This is a genomic window from Prosthecobacter sp. (assembly GCF_044232965.1).
In the GTDB taxonomy this organism is placed as follows: domain Bacteria; phylum Verrucomicrobiota; class Verrucomicrobiia; order Verrucomicrobiales; family Verrucomicrobiaceae; genus Prosthecobacter.
In genome coordinates, this window is record NZ_JBIIKX010000016.1 from 1 (window position 1) to 16,118 (window position 16,118).

Consider the following 16,118-nt stretch of genomic DNA (forward strand, 5'->3'; position numbering starts at 1 on the left):
GATCGGGCGCACCGCGCTTCACCCACTCCTCCAGCACGGCGATCTCGCTTTCTGGCAGTTTCGCCTTCGGCGGCATCTCCATGTCCGGGTTCGTGTAGCGCACCGCCTCGATGAGGTGGCTCTTTTCCGTCGACCCCGGCACCAGCGCAGGACCGCTGTCACCACCCGCCTGCCAGCCTGAGCGCGAGTCCAGCACCAGCCCGCCCTTGATCTTGCCGGCGTGCGAATGGCATTCGTAGCAACGCTGCTTGAGCAATGGCTCCACACGCTCGCGGAAAAAAGCATCTCCCTCCGCCGCAGAGGCAGCGAGTGGGATCAAAAACAGGGCGGTGAGTTTCATTCGGGATTCGGAAAGGCTTGGCGCGATCGACGACAGCGAAAGCATCCTTGAAAATACAGTGCCACCACCCTTCTTCATGAGCTTGCGAGACTATTTTCCTAATGGCCGTTACTCTCAGAGCAATGAAATCCAAACGCAGTGCCAAGCCCTCCGATGACCGCCGCTACTTCAAGGGAAGTGCGGTTTCGCCAGATCCGCGCCTTGTTTGAAATCGCCAGACACGGCACCTTCGCCGCCGCGTCGCGGAGTCTCGGCATGGCCACGCCATCCGTGTGGCGTCAGGTGCGGGCGCTGGAGGACGACTACGGTGTGCAACTCGTCACCGCCAAAGGCCATGATGTGCGCCTCACCGAGGACGGCGAGCGGCTGCTGGACCTCGCCGCGCCGCTGGTGGAGGGCTTTGACTCGCTGAAGAAGGTCTTCCACGACCAACACGGCAAGGCCGAGCGACATCTCCGCATGGCTGCGCCCGCCACTGTGCTCAACAGCTCCCTGCGCCATGTCATCGCTCGCTACCGTGAGTCTCATCCGCAGGTGCGCCTCTCGCTCATCGACGCGCCATCGCGCATCGCGTGGCAGCTCCTGGAGGCCGAAAAAGCCGACCTCGCCATCGTCGGCACGCCGCAGGGCGTGACGCTGCCCACACGCTTCGAGGCCACACCGCTCGTGCGCTATCCCTTCGAGGTCGTATGCCTTGCCAGCCATCCCTTTGCCCAGATCAAAGCCCCCAAACTGCGCGACATCGTCAAGCAGCCGCTGATCCTCGCCGGGGAAAACTCCAGCTCACGCATGCAGTTTGATCACCTCGTCGCCAAAGCCGGGCTGAGCGACCAGGTGAACGTCATCATGACGGCGGGCAACGTCACCTCCATCCTCAACTACGTGGCTCTCGGCATGGGCGTGGCCATCCTCTCCCGCCCCGCGACCGAGGCGCTGCCCGTGCCCGCCGATGTGAAAGCCCGCTTCATCCACCGCAATGTGTCCAGCTTCCTCGGCCACGACCAAGTCGCCCTCCTCCACCCCAAAGGCCGCCACGAACTCGCCCACGTCCGCGCCTTCCGCGAGATGGTGGTGAAGGGGCTGAAGGAGGAGGCCTGAGGATGACCACTCCGAAGCGCCCTGCTAGGTGCAATGCGGGCGCAGTTGAGGGGATCATCTCACCGGTTCGTCGCATCCTCAAACGCCTGTTTGAAGCGACGCTCGCCGCGTATCGAGTTGCCGAACATCGCTGAAGGACGGCGCGGCTTGGCATGGTGGGTCACTCGCGGAGAGGCAGCAGATGCTTGGGCAGGTCAGCCACTCGCTCGCAGCCGATCTGCTCCATGACCTGGCGAAGCTGGCGCTTGAGCATGATCAAGGTGTGATCACCTCCCCGGGGTCCCAGAGCACCCACGCCATACATGAGGCTGCGGCCCATGAAGACAAACTTTGCCCCTGAGGCGAGGGCGCAGGCCACATCCGGGCCGCTGCGCACGCCGCTGTCGAGCATCAAAGTGGTGCGGCTGCCAAACTCGCGCTGCAAGCCTGCGAGGGAGCGGATGGTGGAGTCCCCGGCGTCGAGCTGGCGGCCGCCGTGGTTGGAGACGATGAGGCCATCGGCACCGAGTTGGAGAGCCAGCTCCGCATCTTCGGGGGTGACGATGCCTTTGACGACCAGTTTACCCGGCCAGCGCTCGCGGATGGCCTTGATCTTGTCCGCGCTGAGGCGGCCAGAGAAGGTTCGGTTCATGAAAAGACCCAGATGCTTCATGTTCAGCCCTTTCGGGATGTAGGGCTTCATGGTCTGGAACTGTGGTGCACCCGCCATGAGCTGGCCGAGGCACCAACTCGGGCGCATCATCATCTGGACGATGTTGCGCAAGGACATGCGCGGCGGGATGGAGAGGCCGTTGCGGATTTCTTTGGGCCGGTAGGCAAAGGTGGGCGTATCCGCGAGGATGACGAGCACCGGAAAGCCCGCCGCGTGAGCACGTTCGAGGAGCTTGTCCCGCAACTCGGGCTCGGCCGGATGATAGAGCTGGAACCAGGCCTTGCCGCCTGTGATCTCGGCCACAGTCTCGATGCTGGCGGTAGCCACGGTGCTGAGGATGAAGGGCACCTGATGCTGGCTGGTTGCCTTGGCGAGAATCTCCGTGGCGCGTGGCCAGACGAGCCCTTGCAGCCCGATGGGGGCAACGCCAAACGGAGCCTCATAGGTTTGGCCAAAAATCTCGGTCCGCAAATCAGCGCCCGCGTAGTCGCGGAGATACCACGGGTGCAGCCGCACCTCTCGGATTTCCTCGGTGTTGCGGCGGAGATTCACCTCCGAGAAGCAACCGCCTTCCAGATACTCAAACGCAAAGCGCGGCACCCGCCGCCGCGCCTGCTCGCGCAGGTGCTCGATGGAGGGATACTGGGAATGGAAGGCTGAGGAATCAGGCTCGGGGACGGATTTTTGGCTCATGGCGGAGGGAGGGCAGGACTGACGACGCAGCGGAGCGTAAAAGCCAGCGGTCTGCAATGATCAGCGCGTGCTGAACTGAATCGGGCAGTGAGATTGTTTGGTTTCAGGCGTTAAAAATCGCGGCTGTAGCCCGCGAGCCAGCCGCCATCGACGGGGATGATGGCACCGTTGAGGTAGGAGCTTTCGGGGGCGGCGAGGAAGAGGACGGCGTGGGCGATTTCCTCGGGCTGGCCGGGACGGCCGAGGGGGACGTGGGCGAGCATGGCCTGGACGCGGTCGTTGAACTGGCCGTTCTCGCCGTAGAAGAGCTGCTTTGTGCCTTCACTGAGGATGGAGCCGGGGGCGATGCAGTTGGTAAGGATGCCCTGCGAGCCGAGTTCGATGGCCATGGTGCGCGTGAGATTGACGACTCCGGCCTTTGCGGCGGTGTAGGCGCATTGGAGGCGCGCGGGCACAAGGCCCATGACGGAGGAGATGTTGATGATGCGGCCGGATTTGCGCTGGAGCATGTGGCGCGAGGCGGTCTTGCTGACGAGGAAGAGGCCGGTGAGGTCCACGCGGAGGATGCGGTCCCATTCCTCGGCGGGAAAGGAGTCGATGTTCACGCGGTGGGCCATGGTGTTGATGCCGGCGTTGTTGACGAGGATGTCGAGGCGACCGTGTGCGGCGATGATTTCGCTGATGGCTGACTCGATCTGTTTTTCATCGGTAACATCCATGCGGAGTGCCATGGCTCCAGGTGTGGCAGAGGCGAGCTGGCGGGCACCTTCGAGATTGATGTCGGCATAGACGACTTTGGCGCCGTTGGCGGCGAGTGAAGCACAGATGGCTTGGCCGATGGCTCCGGCGGCTCCGGTGACGAGGGCGACTTGGTCTTTGAGTTGGACTTTCATGAGTGGGGATAGGTTTAAACGAGGCCGAGGAGAGGATGTTCGATGAGGTGGCGGAGGGTTTGTAGAAAGCGCGCGGCGGCGGCACCGTCGTTCACGCGATGATCAAAGGTGAGGCTGAGCGTGAGGCGGTCACGCGCGGTGAAGGTGCCGTCATCGAGCGGCACGGCCTCGCGCACGATGGCACCGATGCCGAGGATGGCGGACTCGGGGGGATTGATGACCGGGGTGAAGGCCTCGACGCCAAGGCTGCCGAGATTGCTGAGCGTGAAGCAAGCGCCCTGCATGTCTGCGGCAGCGAGCTGACCTGCACGAGCGGCGGCGATGAGCTTCTGCGATTGCACGGCGATCTGGGTGAGCGTGGAGGTGCCTACGTCGCGGATGACGGGGACGAGCAGGCCTGCCTCGGTGTCCACAGCGATGCCGAGATGGATGTTTTCAGGGAGCAGGAGATGATCCTCCGCCCAAGTGGCGGCGAGCATGGGATGCTGTCGCAAGGCGGCGGCGGCGAGTTTGACGAGGATGTCGTTGATGGTGGGAATGACGGCGAGGTCCGCTTTTTCGCCCATGGATTTGAGCTGCTTGCGGAGGGCGAGCAGCGCGGTGGCATCGCAGCGGGCGGTGATGGTGACGGGCACAGTAGTCTGGCGGCTGTGCATGAGCCGAGCGGCGATGGTGCGCCGCATGGGCGTGAGCGGCACCTGTTTCATGCCGGTGATCAAGGTGGAAGTGGCTGCGGCAAGGACATCCCGCTCACGGATGCGGCCGCCTTTGCCGGTGGGTGCGAGTGTGGCGAGATCAACGCGATGCTCTTTGGCGGCACGGCGGGCGCGGGGGCTGGCGGGTGTCTCGGTGCGGGATTTTGTAGGCAGAAGAATGGGGGCAGGAGAATGAATGAGGTTCTTTGGACCCGAGTCTTTTACCTTCTCTTCAGGTTGATTGGGAACCGGTGCGCTCTCGCCTTTAGCGAGCAAGTAGCCGAGCACGTGCCCGACTTTGATAACGTCGCCCGGCTTGGGACCGTTGGGTGCAATGTGCAAGAGGCCGCTGTCGATGGATTCGACATCCTGGGCGGCCTTGTCGCTTTCGAGGGTGAAGAGCGGTTCGCCCTCCTTGATGAAGTCACCATCCTTTTTGAGCCAGGCGAGGAATTTGCCTTCCTCCATGGACCAGCCGAGACGCGGGAGTTGAATTTCGATGGGCATGAGTCAGGGGCGGTTATTCTGCACAAAGGTTTCGGATGGCGTCAGCGATCGCTGCGGCATCCGGCACCACGGCGGCCTCAAGTGTGGGGCTGTAGGGCGTGGGCGAGGGCTTGCCGTTCAGGCGGCGGATGGGCGCATCGAGATCGTCAAAGCCGCGGTCGGCCAGCTGCGCGGCGATCTCGGCACTGATGCCGCAGTGTGCGAAGTCTTCGTCCACGATGAGGAGGCGGCCCGTCTTGGCCACTGACCGGATGATGGTTTCCGTGTCGAGCGGCGAGACGGTGCGCGGGTCGATGAGCTCGACGTCGATGCCTTCCTTGGCGAGCACCTCGCAGGCTTGCAGCGTCTTGTGAACCATGAGCGCGAGTGCGACGACCGTGATGTCTCCGCCTTCACGCACGATGGCAGCCTTGCCGAAATCAATGAAGTATTCCTCCTCCGGCACGGGGCCTTTCACGGTCATGAGTTCGCGATGTTCGAGAAAGAGCACCGGATCATCGCAGGTGAGCGCGGTCTTGAGGAGACCCTTCGCATCCCGCGGCGAGGAGGGCACCACGACGCGCAGGCCGGGGAAGTGGCCATACATCGAGTAATAGCTGCCGCTGTGATGGGTGGCGGCGCAGTGGCCGATGCCGATGCAGCCGCGCAGCAGCACGGGCATCTTGAGCCGACCGCTGCTCATGTATTGCATCTTGGCAATCTGGTTGATGATCTCGCCGACGGCATCGAGCACGAAATCGGCAAACATGAAGTCCACCACGGGGCGTGTGCCTGTCATGGCGGCGCCGCCGGCGAGGCCCACAAAGCCGCGTTCGCAGATGGGGGTATCCCGCAGGCGTTCGGGACCGTGCACTTCGTAGAGGCCGGCGGTGGTGGCGAAGTTGCCGCCGCGTTTTCCGATGCCCTCGCCGAGCACGAAGATGTTTGGATTGCGCGCCATTTCCTCGGTCAGCGCTTCGAGCGTGGCCTTCATGAAGGTCAGCTCGCGAGTGTTTGCGCTCGAAGCGGGCACATCGCGCGGAGGTCCGCTGCGTGGTGCGGCATAGACGTGCGTCGTGGCGCTCTCCGCTGTCGGGTAGGCGCTTTTTTCGGCAAACTCATGCGCTGATTCTGTGAGCGCGGCGACCTCATGCTCAATGGCGCTTAGCTGGGTCTCGCTGGCGATTTTTTTCTTGAGCAGGTGCTGCTTCAATCGGGCAATCGGGCAGCGCGTCTTCCACTGCTCCACGTCCTCGCGGGTGCGGTAGGTGAAGTCGCCCATGCCCTCGGCGTGGGCGCGGGTGCGGTAGGTTTTGCATTCCAGCAGTGTGGGGCCTTCGCCTGCGCGTGCGCGCCGCACCGCCTCGCGCGCGGCGGTCTCGATGGCGAGTGCGTCATTGCCGTCCAGTTCGATGGCGGGGATCCCATACGCGGCGCCGCGTGCAGCCACGCTGGGATTGCCCGCCACGGTTTCGAAGGGCACTTCGGTGGCGAACTGGTTGTTCTCGCACACGAACAGCACGGGCAGCTTCCAGATGGCGGCCATGTTCAGTCCCTCGTGAAAGGCGCCGTTGTTCACCGCGCCATCGCCAAAGAAGGCGACACCAAGCTGGCGCGATTTTGTGATCAGCGAGCTATAGCCTGCGCCTGCCGCCTGGAGGATGCACGGGGCGACGATGCCGCTGGTGCCCATCATGCCGATCTCCGGGGAGAAGAGATGCATCGAGCCGCCGCGACCACGCGAGCAGCCGGTCTCGCGCCCGTAGAGTTCGGCGATCAGTTCACGCGGTTCCATGCCCTTCGCGAGAGCGTGGCCATGCCCGCGATGAGTGCTGAAGACGGCATCGTTCCTGTCCAGATGGGCGCACACAGCGGTGGCAATGGCTTCCTGGCCGACGTAGGTGTGGCACGCACCGTGGATGAGGCCGCGCTGGTGGGATTTGGCGAGACGTTCCTCGACCATGCGGATCACGAGCATGGTGCGGTAAAGAGCGAGAGGGGAGGTTTTGTCCGTGGAGGTCATGAAGAGAAAAGAAGAAGAGATGCGGTGGCTGGAGCGGGCCTGCGATGCGAGGCTCAGACAGCCCTGGGCTTGACGCGGAGAAAGCTGATGATGAGGCCGCCGACGATGAAACAGGCGGCGAGAAAGTGGAGGCACTGCATTTCACCGTAGCCGTGTGTCCGCAGCCAGCCGGTGACATGGTTGCCAAGATAGCCGGCGAGGTTTGCCCCCATGTTGATCAGGCCGGTGGCCACGGCGGCTGCCGAGGCGGTGAGGGTAAGGGAGGGCAGCGTCCAGAATGGCGAGATCCAAAAAAACGCACCCAACGCGGTGAGACAGAGCCAGATCATCTGCGTGCCGAATCCCTGGCCCGGTATCGTGCTGCACAACAGGAAGATGCCGGTGGCGACCATGCCGCCCGCGGCGTGCCATTTGCGATCTCCTGTGCGGTCGGCCGTCTGGCCGGAGATGAGCACGCTGAGGATGCCGCAACTGTAATAAAGGCCGCTGTAGAGCAGCGTCATCTGATCAGAGCCGCCGGAGAGATTCTTCACCGTGGTGGGCAGCCAGAAACTGAGCGCATAACCCCCGCTGTTGCCGACCATGACGCCGATCACCAGCAGCCAAACGGCGGGCAGGCGCAACGCCTGCCAGACGGAGATTTTGCCGCTGACCTCCTTGGCCGCGGCCTCTGCGGCGAGCACACCCTCCAGATGATCCCGCTCGGCCTGCGTGAGCCATGCCGCGTTTCGCGGGCGGTCAGTCAGCCTCGCCCAAACTATGAAGCCGAGCAGCACGGCTGGCAGCCCCTCCACGATGAAAAGCCACTGCCAGCCATCGAGCCCAAACCATTTCACATCGAGCAGCATCGATGAAACCGGCGCGCCGAGCGCCAGGCTGAAGGGCACGGCCACGAGCAGGCCGGAGAGTGCCCGCGAGCGGTCGCTCTGTGCGAACCAGTGCGTGAAATACACGATGATGCCGGGGAAGAAGCCCGCCTCCGCCACGCCGAGGAAGAAACGTGCCCAGTAGAACTGAGCCGGGGTCTTCACAAAGGCCATCGCCGCCGAGATAAAGCCCCAGGTGATGAGAATGCGCGCAAACCATTTCCGCGCGCTCCAGCGCTCCACCAGCAGCGCGCCGGGGATCTCCAGAAACAGATAACCGATAAAGAACACGCCGATGCCGAAGCCAAACACCTCCTCGGAAAACCCCAGCGCCTCGCCCATGCGCAGCTTGGCAAAGGCCACGTTCGCACGGTCGAGATAGGAGATGATGTAGAGAATGATGACCAGAGGCAGGATGCGCCAGGCGACCTTGCGGCGCAGGGCAGGGACATCGACGGCTGGCACCGGGGTGGTGGTGTGAGGAAGTGCTGGATCGGGGCTCATGACGTGGATGTTCAGGGTTGCAGCACGAGCGCACGACCGTGACCGCTGCGAATGCCTTCGATTTTGACGGGCGCGAAAAGAAACCAGGCGCCCTTTTCCGGCAGAGAGGACAGACCGGTGAGGAACTCGACGAGCAGCATGTCATGCTTCGCTGCTGCCCAGTAGGTCATGAGCGAGGCCTCGCGCTGCACGCCACCGGCCGTGGGCGTGTCCATCCCGGTGCAGCGCACGCCGCGCTCCGCCAGCAGGGCGATGACTCCGGGCGAAAGCGCGGGCCAGCCTTCGGACTTTCCAGCGAGCGGCGCGGTGAAACACTCATCCTGCGCGGGTGCATCGGGTAGCGGCTTGAACTTTTCATCCGTGTAACCGGTGCGGAAGAGGACGATTTCTCCCGCGGCGAGACGACCATGCGCTTTTTCATGATCGAGCACCAGCTGCGCGGTGATGATGGGCGATGCGGGCCACGTGTCCCTGCCGGTGGTGCCGCGGAGCTTTGAGACATCGATGATTCTGGCCCCGCCGATCAGGCGGTTCAGCGGCAGCTTGTCGATCGTCTGCGTGCTGTGGCCGAGAGGCCCGTGCTCCTTCTCAAAACGGGCGCGCAGATCCCGGATCTCCGGTGAAAACTGGCCCGCATCAAAGCCGGGCGGCGGAAGCGTGAAGGCGGGCGTCACGAGGTGCGTGCCCACCTGGCTGTCGAAGGTGTGCGTCCATGCCATGTAAGGGCCGCGCGGCTTCTCGAACTGGTTGAGCGGCTCGGCCAGGTAGCGCTGTGCCTCTTCGCCCGGCCCGTGGCCCTGCCAGGTCACGGGCAGGTTGTTATCGAGAGTGACGGACACATCGGTGACTCGTTTGGACCGCGCGGCGTCGATCAGTCGTGAAGCCAGTTTGGGCTCCGTGATTGCGAGCACACGCGCCTCGCCGCCGGAGCCGCCGGCGTGCTTCGCGGGCAGCAGGGCGTAGAAAGCGCCCGTGGGAGGCAGAGCCTTGAAGTTGGTGCCGCACTCGATCCAGATCATCCCAAAGGCCCCGCCCGCCTGGTGCGTGGCCACGGCGAGGTCCGGCAGCGGCCCCATGCTGGCGCCATCGAGCCCCGCTGCCATCACACCTTTCTCACCGAGATATGTCATGGTCTCCGGCGCGGGAGCCGGCCATGCGGGCGCCATCTTGGTCAGCGGACGGATCACAAAGCGTGCCCCGCCGCGGTTCACCGGCAGGTAGTAGGTGTCCGTGTAATCGCTGCGGAAGAGCACCACATCTCCGGCACGCAGAGGCCGGTATTTTTCCTCCCACGCTTTCACGTGCTCCGGGCGGATGAGAAAGCTCGAGCCACCGGGCGCGTCGTCACGGTGCGCGGTGACATCGATCACGCAGGCCTCGCCCACGAACTGCCACGCCGGCACTTTTTCGCCAGTCACCAGCCCCATCGGACCCGCGCCGGGCAGGCCGGAGTCCGGCGGTGGCACGAAATGCGCGGGGGCGTCCCACTGCGTGCCGGTGTGCTCGTCGAGCACGATGGTCTCGCGGTGGAAAGCACCCGGTCCGAAGGTGAAGCGCGGAATGGTGATGTGCTGCATCATGCCCAGCGGCCAGACACAGGGCCAGGCGGGTGAGACGGGCAGGGAGAGATCGTGGACATGCTCCGCCGGCACCTGGGCGCGCGCGATGGCGGAGCAGGCAAGGAGGAGCAGCAGGCTGGTTTTCATGGCGTGCGGGAGTCTTGGAGTCACGCTTCCGCCACGACGGGATTGGTGAGTGCGCCGATCTTTTCGATGTCGATGGTCACGGTGTCTCCGGGCTGGAGGAAAACGGGCGGTTTCATGGCCGCGCCGACGCCTTGAGGCGTGCCGGTGAGGATGACGGTGCCAGGCAGCAGGGTGGTGCTGCCGCTGAGGAACTCGATGAGTGTGGGCACGTCAAAGATCATGTCGTTGGTGTTCGAATCCTGCATCGTTTTGCCATTGAGGATGGTCTGGATGCGCAGGGTGTTCGGGTCAGGAATTTCGTCCTTCAGCACGAGACACGGGCCCAACGGGGCAAAGGTGTCGAAGGTCTTGCCTCGGCACCATTGGCTGCCGCCACGTTTGATCTGCCAGTCGCGGGCGCTCACATCGTTGGCACAGGTGTAGCCGATCACGTAATCCAGCGCGTTCGCTTTCGAGACGTTTTTGCAGGTCTTGCCGATCACAACGGCCAGCTCGCACTCGTAGTCCACCTCGTCGCTTTGGAGATGGCGGGGCAGGACGATGTCATCGCCCGGATTTTGCACCGCGCCGGGGGATTTCATGAAGAGCACCGGATACTGCGGGATGGCGGCGTTGCTCTCCTCGGCATGTTGGCGGTAGTTCAGGCCGATGCAGAAGATGGCGGCGGGCTGCAGCGGCGCGAGGAGCTTGCCCGGTTTGACGACCTCCTCGGTGACGCGAAAGCTGCCGAGAATGTCTCCATCAATGCGGCGGGCGGTGCCGTCGGGCTGAAGGGCTGCGTGCTGGATGGTGCCGTCGTTGGTTTGGTGGCGGATGATGCGCATGGTTGTTTGTGGGTAGGGAGTTGGAGTGTTGGAGAAGTGGAGTCGTGGAGTGATGGTGCTGTCTATTTTCCGGTGGTGTAGCCGCCATCCACGGTCATGGCGCTGCCGGTGACAAAGGAGGCCGCGTCGCTGGCGAGATAGAGAGCGGCGGAGGCGATTTCAGAGGGCGCGGCCATGCGTTTCATGGCATGTGGAGCCTCCATCTGGCGGAGATAGTCGTCGGGGTTTTCATACTGGCGTAGCATCGCGTCCACGAACGGTGTGCGAACACGGCCGGGGCAGATGCAATTGATGCGCACACCCGTGGTGCCGTGGTCCATGGCCATCGCACGGGTCATGCCGACGACGGCGTGCTTCGTCGTCGTGTAGGCGAAGCGTGCCTCCATGCCCATGAGCCCGGCGATGGATGCGATATTGACGATGGAGCCGATGCCGCGCTCGATCATGCCGGGCAGCACTGCACGCGAGAGGTGATAGATGCCAAGCACATTGATCTTCCACAGTCTTTCCAAGTCCTCGGGCTTGGTGGTCAAAATGGTGCCGACATGCCCGACGCCCGCGTTGTTGACGAGCACATCGCAGCGCCCGCATTTCTCGGTGACCGTGCGCACAGCGGCAAGGCACGAGGACTCGTCGCTGACATCCAGCACGAGCGATTCCGCGCGATGGCCAGCTTCGCGAATGCGTGCCGCAGTCTGCTGCGCGGCAGTTTCGTCGCGGTCGGAGGCAAAGACGAGCGCTCCGGCTTCGGCGAAGCATTCCGCGATGGCGGCTCCGATGCCGGAACCGGCTCCAGTGACGAGGGCGATTTTGTCAGTGAGGGTAATCATGGTTGGGGATGGATTTGAAGTTGTTCTGCGGCTTCGCGGCTGGTTTTCTCGAACAAAGCAGCGTTGTGCGGCTGCTTCAGGTCTTGGTTAAAAGTGGGGATCATTCGCCTCATGCGCTGCTGGCCTTCAGTGCCGGCGAGCAGATGCGGCAGGCAGGTCTGGACGACTTCGAGGGCGATGTTCACTGAGACCGAGGCACCCGGCGATGCGCCCAGCAGCGCAGCGACCGAACGGTCTTTGGAGGAGAAAACTTCGGTGCCGAAATGCACCGCGCCGCGGTCGGCTTTCTTGATGGCCTGCACACGGATGCCCGCCTGCACGAGCCTCCAGTGGTCCAAGCAGGCATTGGGGTAAAACTCGCGCACGGCCTCCATGCGGCTCTCCATGCTTTGCAGGCCCTGGGTGATGAGATACTTCACCAGCGAACGATTGCGCATGCCCGTCTTCAGCAGCGCGCTGAGATTGCCCGCACGAATCGAGAGCGGCAGGTCGCTCCAGCGTCCGTGTTTGAGGAAACGCGTCGTCCATGAGGCAAACGGGCCGAAGAGAAGCTGGCGCTGACCATTGAGCCGCCGCACATCGAGATGTCCCGCTCCGAGGCTGGGTGATGAGGGCGGCGTGGCACCGTAAACCTTCGCTCCATGCCGGGTGCAGATCGAAGGCTCGTCGCAAACAAGCCACTGGCCGCCGATGGGAAAACCGCCAAGACCAGCGACTTCAGCGAGACCGGTGGATTGCAGCAAAGGCAGGCTGCCGCCGCCCGCGCCGACGAAGACGAACTTCGCACGCTGTTTGCGTTCTTCACCGGAGGCCATGCATCGAAGGTCGAGATGCCAGTCCGCTGCCCCGCGCTGGAGTTTCGTCACCTTCCATCCGGCGGCGATGCCACAATGCTCCTGCTCCGCCAGCCAGCCGCAAAGACGGCGGGCCAGCAAACCATAGTCCACCTCGGTGCCGGCACCGGAGGTGGCCGCGACTGGACAAGCATCGCGTCCTTCCATGACCAGAGGAGCCCACTGCTGGATGATCGACGAATCGGTCGTGAACGACATGCGGCGGAAGAAATGATGCTCCGCCATCGCGGTGTGCCGTGCACGCAAGAAGTCCACGTCTTCGCGACCCTTCACAAAGCAGACGTGCGGCACCGCATGGATAAAATCCGCGGCAGCTCCCACCATGCCTTCAGCGCTCGAAGAGCCCCAGAACTGCTTCGAGTGCTCGAACTGCTCAAAGATGTGCAAGGCCCGGCTGATGGGCACGCCACCGTTTTGATCGCGTGCTGGAGTGTAGCTGAGTTCGCAGATGCCGGCGTGGCCGGTGCCCGCGTTGTTCCAGCCGTTCGAGGCTTCCTGCGCGAGCTCGCTGGTGATCTCGACCATCTGGATGCGCAGGCGCGGATCGAGACGTTTGAGCATCACAGCCAGCGTCGCGGACATGATGCCGCTGCCGACAAGCACGATGTCGGGGGCTTCGAGGATGCAGGCATCCATGTCCGGTGGCGTTGGCATCAGTTCAGGCGGCGGTTATCAGCACCAATGAGCACCAATGGCCTCGACATACACGGCATAGAGGCTGCGGCTGGCGGTCATGAAAAGACGGTTCCGGCGCGGACCGCCGAAGCACACGTTGCTGCACACTTCCGGCAGCACGATCTGGCCGATGCGTTTGCCCTCGGGCGAAAAAATCTGCACGCCATCGTAACCTTCGCCCACCCAGCCGGAGCCGGCCCAGATGTTTCCGTCTTTGTCGCAACGAATGCCGTCAGCGAGGCCGGCGACCTCCTTGCCATTCAGGTCCATCTTCATCGAGGCAAACTCGCGGCCGTTTTTTGCCTTCGCCCCGTCGATGTCCCAGACCTTGATGTTCTTTGGCGCGTCGGGGTAATGCGTGGCACCGGTGTCGGCCACATAGACCTTCTTGTAGTCCGGCGAGAAGCAGAGGCCGTTGGGCTTGAAGATCTCATCGGTCATCTTTTCGACCTTGCCGGAGGGATCGATGCGGTAAACGGCCTCCTTCAGCAGCAGGTCGCCTTTGTTGCCCTCGTAGTTGCCGAGGCTGCCGTAGCCGGGATCGGTGAACCACACGCTGCCATCGGGATGCACCGCGCCGTCGTTGGGTGCGTTGAAGGGCTTGCCGTCAAACTTGTCCGCGAGCACCGTGATGCTGTTGTCGGTCTCATAGCGCACCACGCGGCGGTTGCCGTGCTCAAAGGAGATCTGCCTTCCTTCGCGGTCAAAGGTGTTGCCGTTGCTGTGGCCGGCGGGCTTGTGGATCGTCGTGACTTCGCCGTCGTCCTGCAGCCAGCGATGCTGCACGTTGTTCGGGATGTCGCTCCACACGAGGTATTGGCCCCAACCGCTCCATGCGGGCCCTTCGGCCCAATACATGCCCGTGTGCAGCCGCTCGATGGGCGCGGAGCCGATCTTGTATTTTTCAAACGCCTTGTCGAGCGCGATGACGTCCGGCTCGGGATAACGCACCGGCGGCGCGCCGGGACCGTAGTCGCGCGCGAATAGTGGCGCGGCAGCAAGTGAACCGATGGAGGTGAGGAAGGAACGACGAGTGTGCATGGTGTGATGGATGGTTGGCATGGTGGAATGAAATCACTTCGCGGCGCTCACGCCGTTGACGATGTTCGGCAGCGGTTCGCCGCGCACGGCCATGAGCGCGATGCGTGCGGCGGTCTCGCGCAGCGTCTTCACCGCAGGCGGGCTCGCGGAGGCGATGTGCGCGGCGAGGATGACATTCGGCATCGTGCGGATCGGATGTTCGGCAGGAATCGGCTCGGGATCGAAGACGTCGAGCGCGGCACCGGCGAGATGACCGGATTGCAGAGCGTCCGTGATGGCGGCGCTGTCGGCGAGATCGCCACGGCCTACATTGATGAAGACGGAGCCTGCTTTCATCTTCGCGAACACAGCGGCGTTGAACATCTGCTTCGTCTTCGCGTTCGAGGGACAGTGCGGTGAGACGATGTCGCTCTGCGCGAGCAGTTCATCGAACGATGAGGCCACCACGGCACCTGCTTTGGCGACCTCATCCGCTGCCACGATGGGATCAAACACCAGCACACGTGCCTTGAACGCGAGCAGACGCTGCAGGACCTCACGACCGATACGTCCAAAGCCGACAATGCCGATGGTAAGGTGCTTCAGCGATGACATCGCGGTCAACGGCGTGGCGAGCCCCCATTTGCCCGCGCGGATGTCGAGCGCGTTCGGCACCACCTGCCGCGTGATGGCGAGGATGAAGGCCAGCGTGTGATCCGCCACTTCATCGATGCAATAGTCCGGGATGTTGCACACCGGAATGCCGCGCTCGCGTGCCGCAGCGCCGTCCACATTGTCGTAGCCGATGCCGTAGCGCACGATGGCCTTCGCCTTCGTCATCGCGTTGACCACCTCGGCATTCACCGGCGCGAACTGCGCGATGACGGCGTCGGCATGGCGCACGAGATCGGCGATCTCCGCGGGAGGACGCTTCTCTTTGAGCGAGACGATCTCAACGCCCGCAGGCCGGAGAATCGCTTCCTCCAGGCTCAGATCGGGAAAGGTGTAGTCAGTGATGGCGATGGTGGGCATGGCTGTGTTCAGGATGGGTAAAGGGTTCACTCTCGGAGCGCACGGACGGTGGTGAGGGACTTAATGAGGCTGTGGTCATCCCATTTCCAGACGACGCGCTTCTCCTTGTCGTGCGTGACTTCGATGGCGTGCGCGCCCTGGCCTTCCTTGCCGCGCATGAAGTTGCCGATGAGTAGATTTCCGTTCTTGAGCTGCTGAAGGCTGGAGACCCAGGTGATATTCAAATCGGGCGCATCCTTGTCGCTGAACTCCCACACGATCTGCTTGTCCGGTGTGACCTCGATCAAACGTTTCTGCGTGCCGCAGCAGATGAGCGTGTTGCCATTGGCGAGTCGCTGTGCTTCGCCGGTGTTGGTGACGCCGGTGTATTCCCACACCACCTTGCCCTGCGGATCGACTTCGCGCACCGCACCCTCGCCTTCGTGCGCGGCAAGGATGTTGCCGTTCGCCAGCTTGTGGACATTGCGCACCTGAAGATGAAAACCCTTCACATTTGTGGTGAGCGGCGTGACATGCACAATCTCGCCCTTAGGATTCACCTCCACCGCCTGACACGGCTCCTGCTCCGCCACAAGAGTGTTGCCGTTTGCCAACCGTTCGCAGCCAAAGACCTGATGCGACTTGCTGACGTAATCGAACACCTTCTCGCCGCGCGAAGTAATCTCACGCACCCCCGTGGGCTGCCCACCGTAGCCGAAGAGGATGTTCCCATTCGGCAGCGCCTGGAAGATCACCGTGGTGCTCGGCGGCTTGAACTCCCACACGAGCTTCCCATCGCCATCGAGTTCGACAATGCGGTTCGGCCCCTTGCCATATTCGGTGAAGAGCAATCTGCGTTTGGCGGGCGTGTCAGCGGCGGAGCTTCGCATGCTGAATGGCAAAGCGAAGGCCAGGATGGCAATGAAGAGGTGGGTGGTGGTGTTCATG

General features: G+C 63.2%; 14 protein-coding genes. 1 reads left to right on the top strand and 13 read right to left on the bottom strand.

Going from position 1 to position 16,118, the window contains the following annotated elements; all coding sequences use genetic code 11:
- On the bottom strand, window positions 1–340 hold a 340-nt coding region (locus ACILSI_RS09040; RefSeq protein WP_395721544.1), incomplete at its 3' end, for a c-type cytochrome domain-containing protein.
- Between the two features lie 153 nt (window positions 341–493).
- Here ACILSI_RS09040 and ACILSI_RS09045 point away from each other — a divergent pair.
- Window positions 494–1,438: a LysR family transcriptional regulator gene (locus tag ACILSI_RS09045; RefSeq protein ID WP_395721545.1), complete on the top strand. Its 945-nt coding sequence runs from the start codon at window positions 494–496 to the stop codon at window positions 1,436–1,438.
- Window positions 1,439–1,598: 160 nt separating this feature from the next.
- Here the strand turns inward: ACILSI_RS09045 and ACILSI_RS09050 are convergent, their stop codons facing one another.
- The 12 genes from ACILSI_RS09050 to ACILSI_RS09105 all read right to left on the bottom strand — a co-directional run bounded on the left by ACILSI_RS09050 (window position 1,599) and on the right by ACILSI_RS09105 (window position 16,117).
- Window positions 1,599–2,783 carry an alpha-hydroxy-acid oxidizing protein gene (locus ACILSI_RS09050; RefSeq protein ID WP_395721546.1) on the bottom strand — a complete coding sequence of 395 codons (1,185 nt, stop codon included), beginning with the start codon at window positions 2,781–2,783 and terminating at the stop codon, window positions 1,599–1,601.
- Between the two features lie 110 nt (window positions 2,784–2,893).
- Window positions 2,894–3,676, bottom strand: coding sequence for an SDR family NAD(P)-dependent oxidoreductase (locus tag ACILSI_RS09055; protein WP_395721547.1), 783 nt, complete (start codon window positions 3,674–3,676; stop codon window positions 2,894–2,896).
- Window positions 3,677–3,690: 14 nt separating this feature from the next.
- Window positions 3,691–4,878 (bottom strand): dihydrolipoamide acetyltransferase family protein, encoded by a 1,188-nt coding sequence (locus ACILSI_RS09060; protein WP_395721548.1) that lies wholly within the window; start codon window positions 4,876–4,878, stop codon window positions 3,691–3,693.
- A 13-nt stretch (window positions 4,879–4,891) separates the two neighbouring features.
- Entirely contained in the window at window positions 4,892–6,880 is a 1,989-nt protein-coding gene (locus ACILSI_RS09065; protein ID WP_395721549.1) for a pyruvate dehydrogenase complex E1 component subunit beta, read from the bottom strand.
- 53 nt (window positions 6,881–6,933) lie between these two features.
- Entirely contained in the window at window positions 6,934–8,250 is a 1,317-nt protein-coding gene (locus tag ACILSI_RS09070; RefSeq protein ID WP_395721550.1) for an MFS transporter, read from the bottom strand.
- Window positions 8,251–8,261: 11 nt separating this feature from the next.
- Window positions 8,262–9,956, bottom strand: a complete 1,695-nt coding sequence (locus tag ACILSI_RS09075) for a cyclase family protein (protein WP_395721551.1) — start codon at window positions 9,954–9,956, stop codon at window positions 8,262–8,264.
- A 20-nt stretch (window positions 9,957–9,976) separates the two neighbouring features.
- Window positions 9,977–10,780, bottom strand: coding sequence for a fumarylacetoacetate hydrolase family protein (locus tag ACILSI_RS09080; RefSeq protein WP_395721552.1), 804 nt, complete (start codon window positions 10,778–10,780; stop codon window positions 9,977–9,979).
- Window positions 10,781–10,842: 62 nt separating this feature from the next.
- The gene (locus ACILSI_RS09085) at window positions 10,843–11,610 is read right to left on the bottom strand and encodes an SDR family NAD(P)-dependent oxidoreductase (RefSeq protein WP_395721553.1); all 768 of its coding nucleotides are present in this window, start codon (window positions 11,608–11,610) and stop codon (window positions 10,843–10,845) included.
- Window positions 11,607–13,118 (bottom strand): malate:quinone oxidoreductase, encoded by a 1,512-nt coding sequence (locus ACILSI_RS09090; protein ID WP_395721554.1) that lies wholly within the window; start codon window positions 13,116–13,118, stop codon window positions 11,607–11,609. The genes ACILSI_RS09085 and ACILSI_RS09090 overlap by 4 nt, the downstream gene beginning before the upstream one ends.
- Window positions 13,119–13,136: 18 nt before the next feature.
- Window positions 13,137–14,201, bottom strand: coding sequence for an SMP-30/gluconolactonase/LRE family protein (locus tag ACILSI_RS09095; protein WP_395721555.1), 1,065 nt, complete (start codon window positions 14,199–14,201; stop codon window positions 13,137–13,139).
- A 12-nt stretch (window positions 14,202–14,213) separates the two neighbouring features.
- Window positions 14,214–15,191: a C-terminal binding protein gene (locus ACILSI_RS09100; protein ID WP_395721556.1), complete on the bottom strand. Its 978-nt coding sequence runs from the start codon at window positions 15,189–15,191 to the stop codon at window positions 14,214–14,216.
- Between the two features lie 26 nt (window positions 15,192–15,217).
- Window positions 15,218–16,117: a hypothetical protein gene (locus ACILSI_RS09105; RefSeq protein WP_395721557.1), complete on the bottom strand. Its 900-nt coding sequence runs from the start codon at window positions 16,115–16,117 to the stop codon at window positions 15,218–15,220.
- Window position 16,118: the final 1 nt, after the last annotated feature.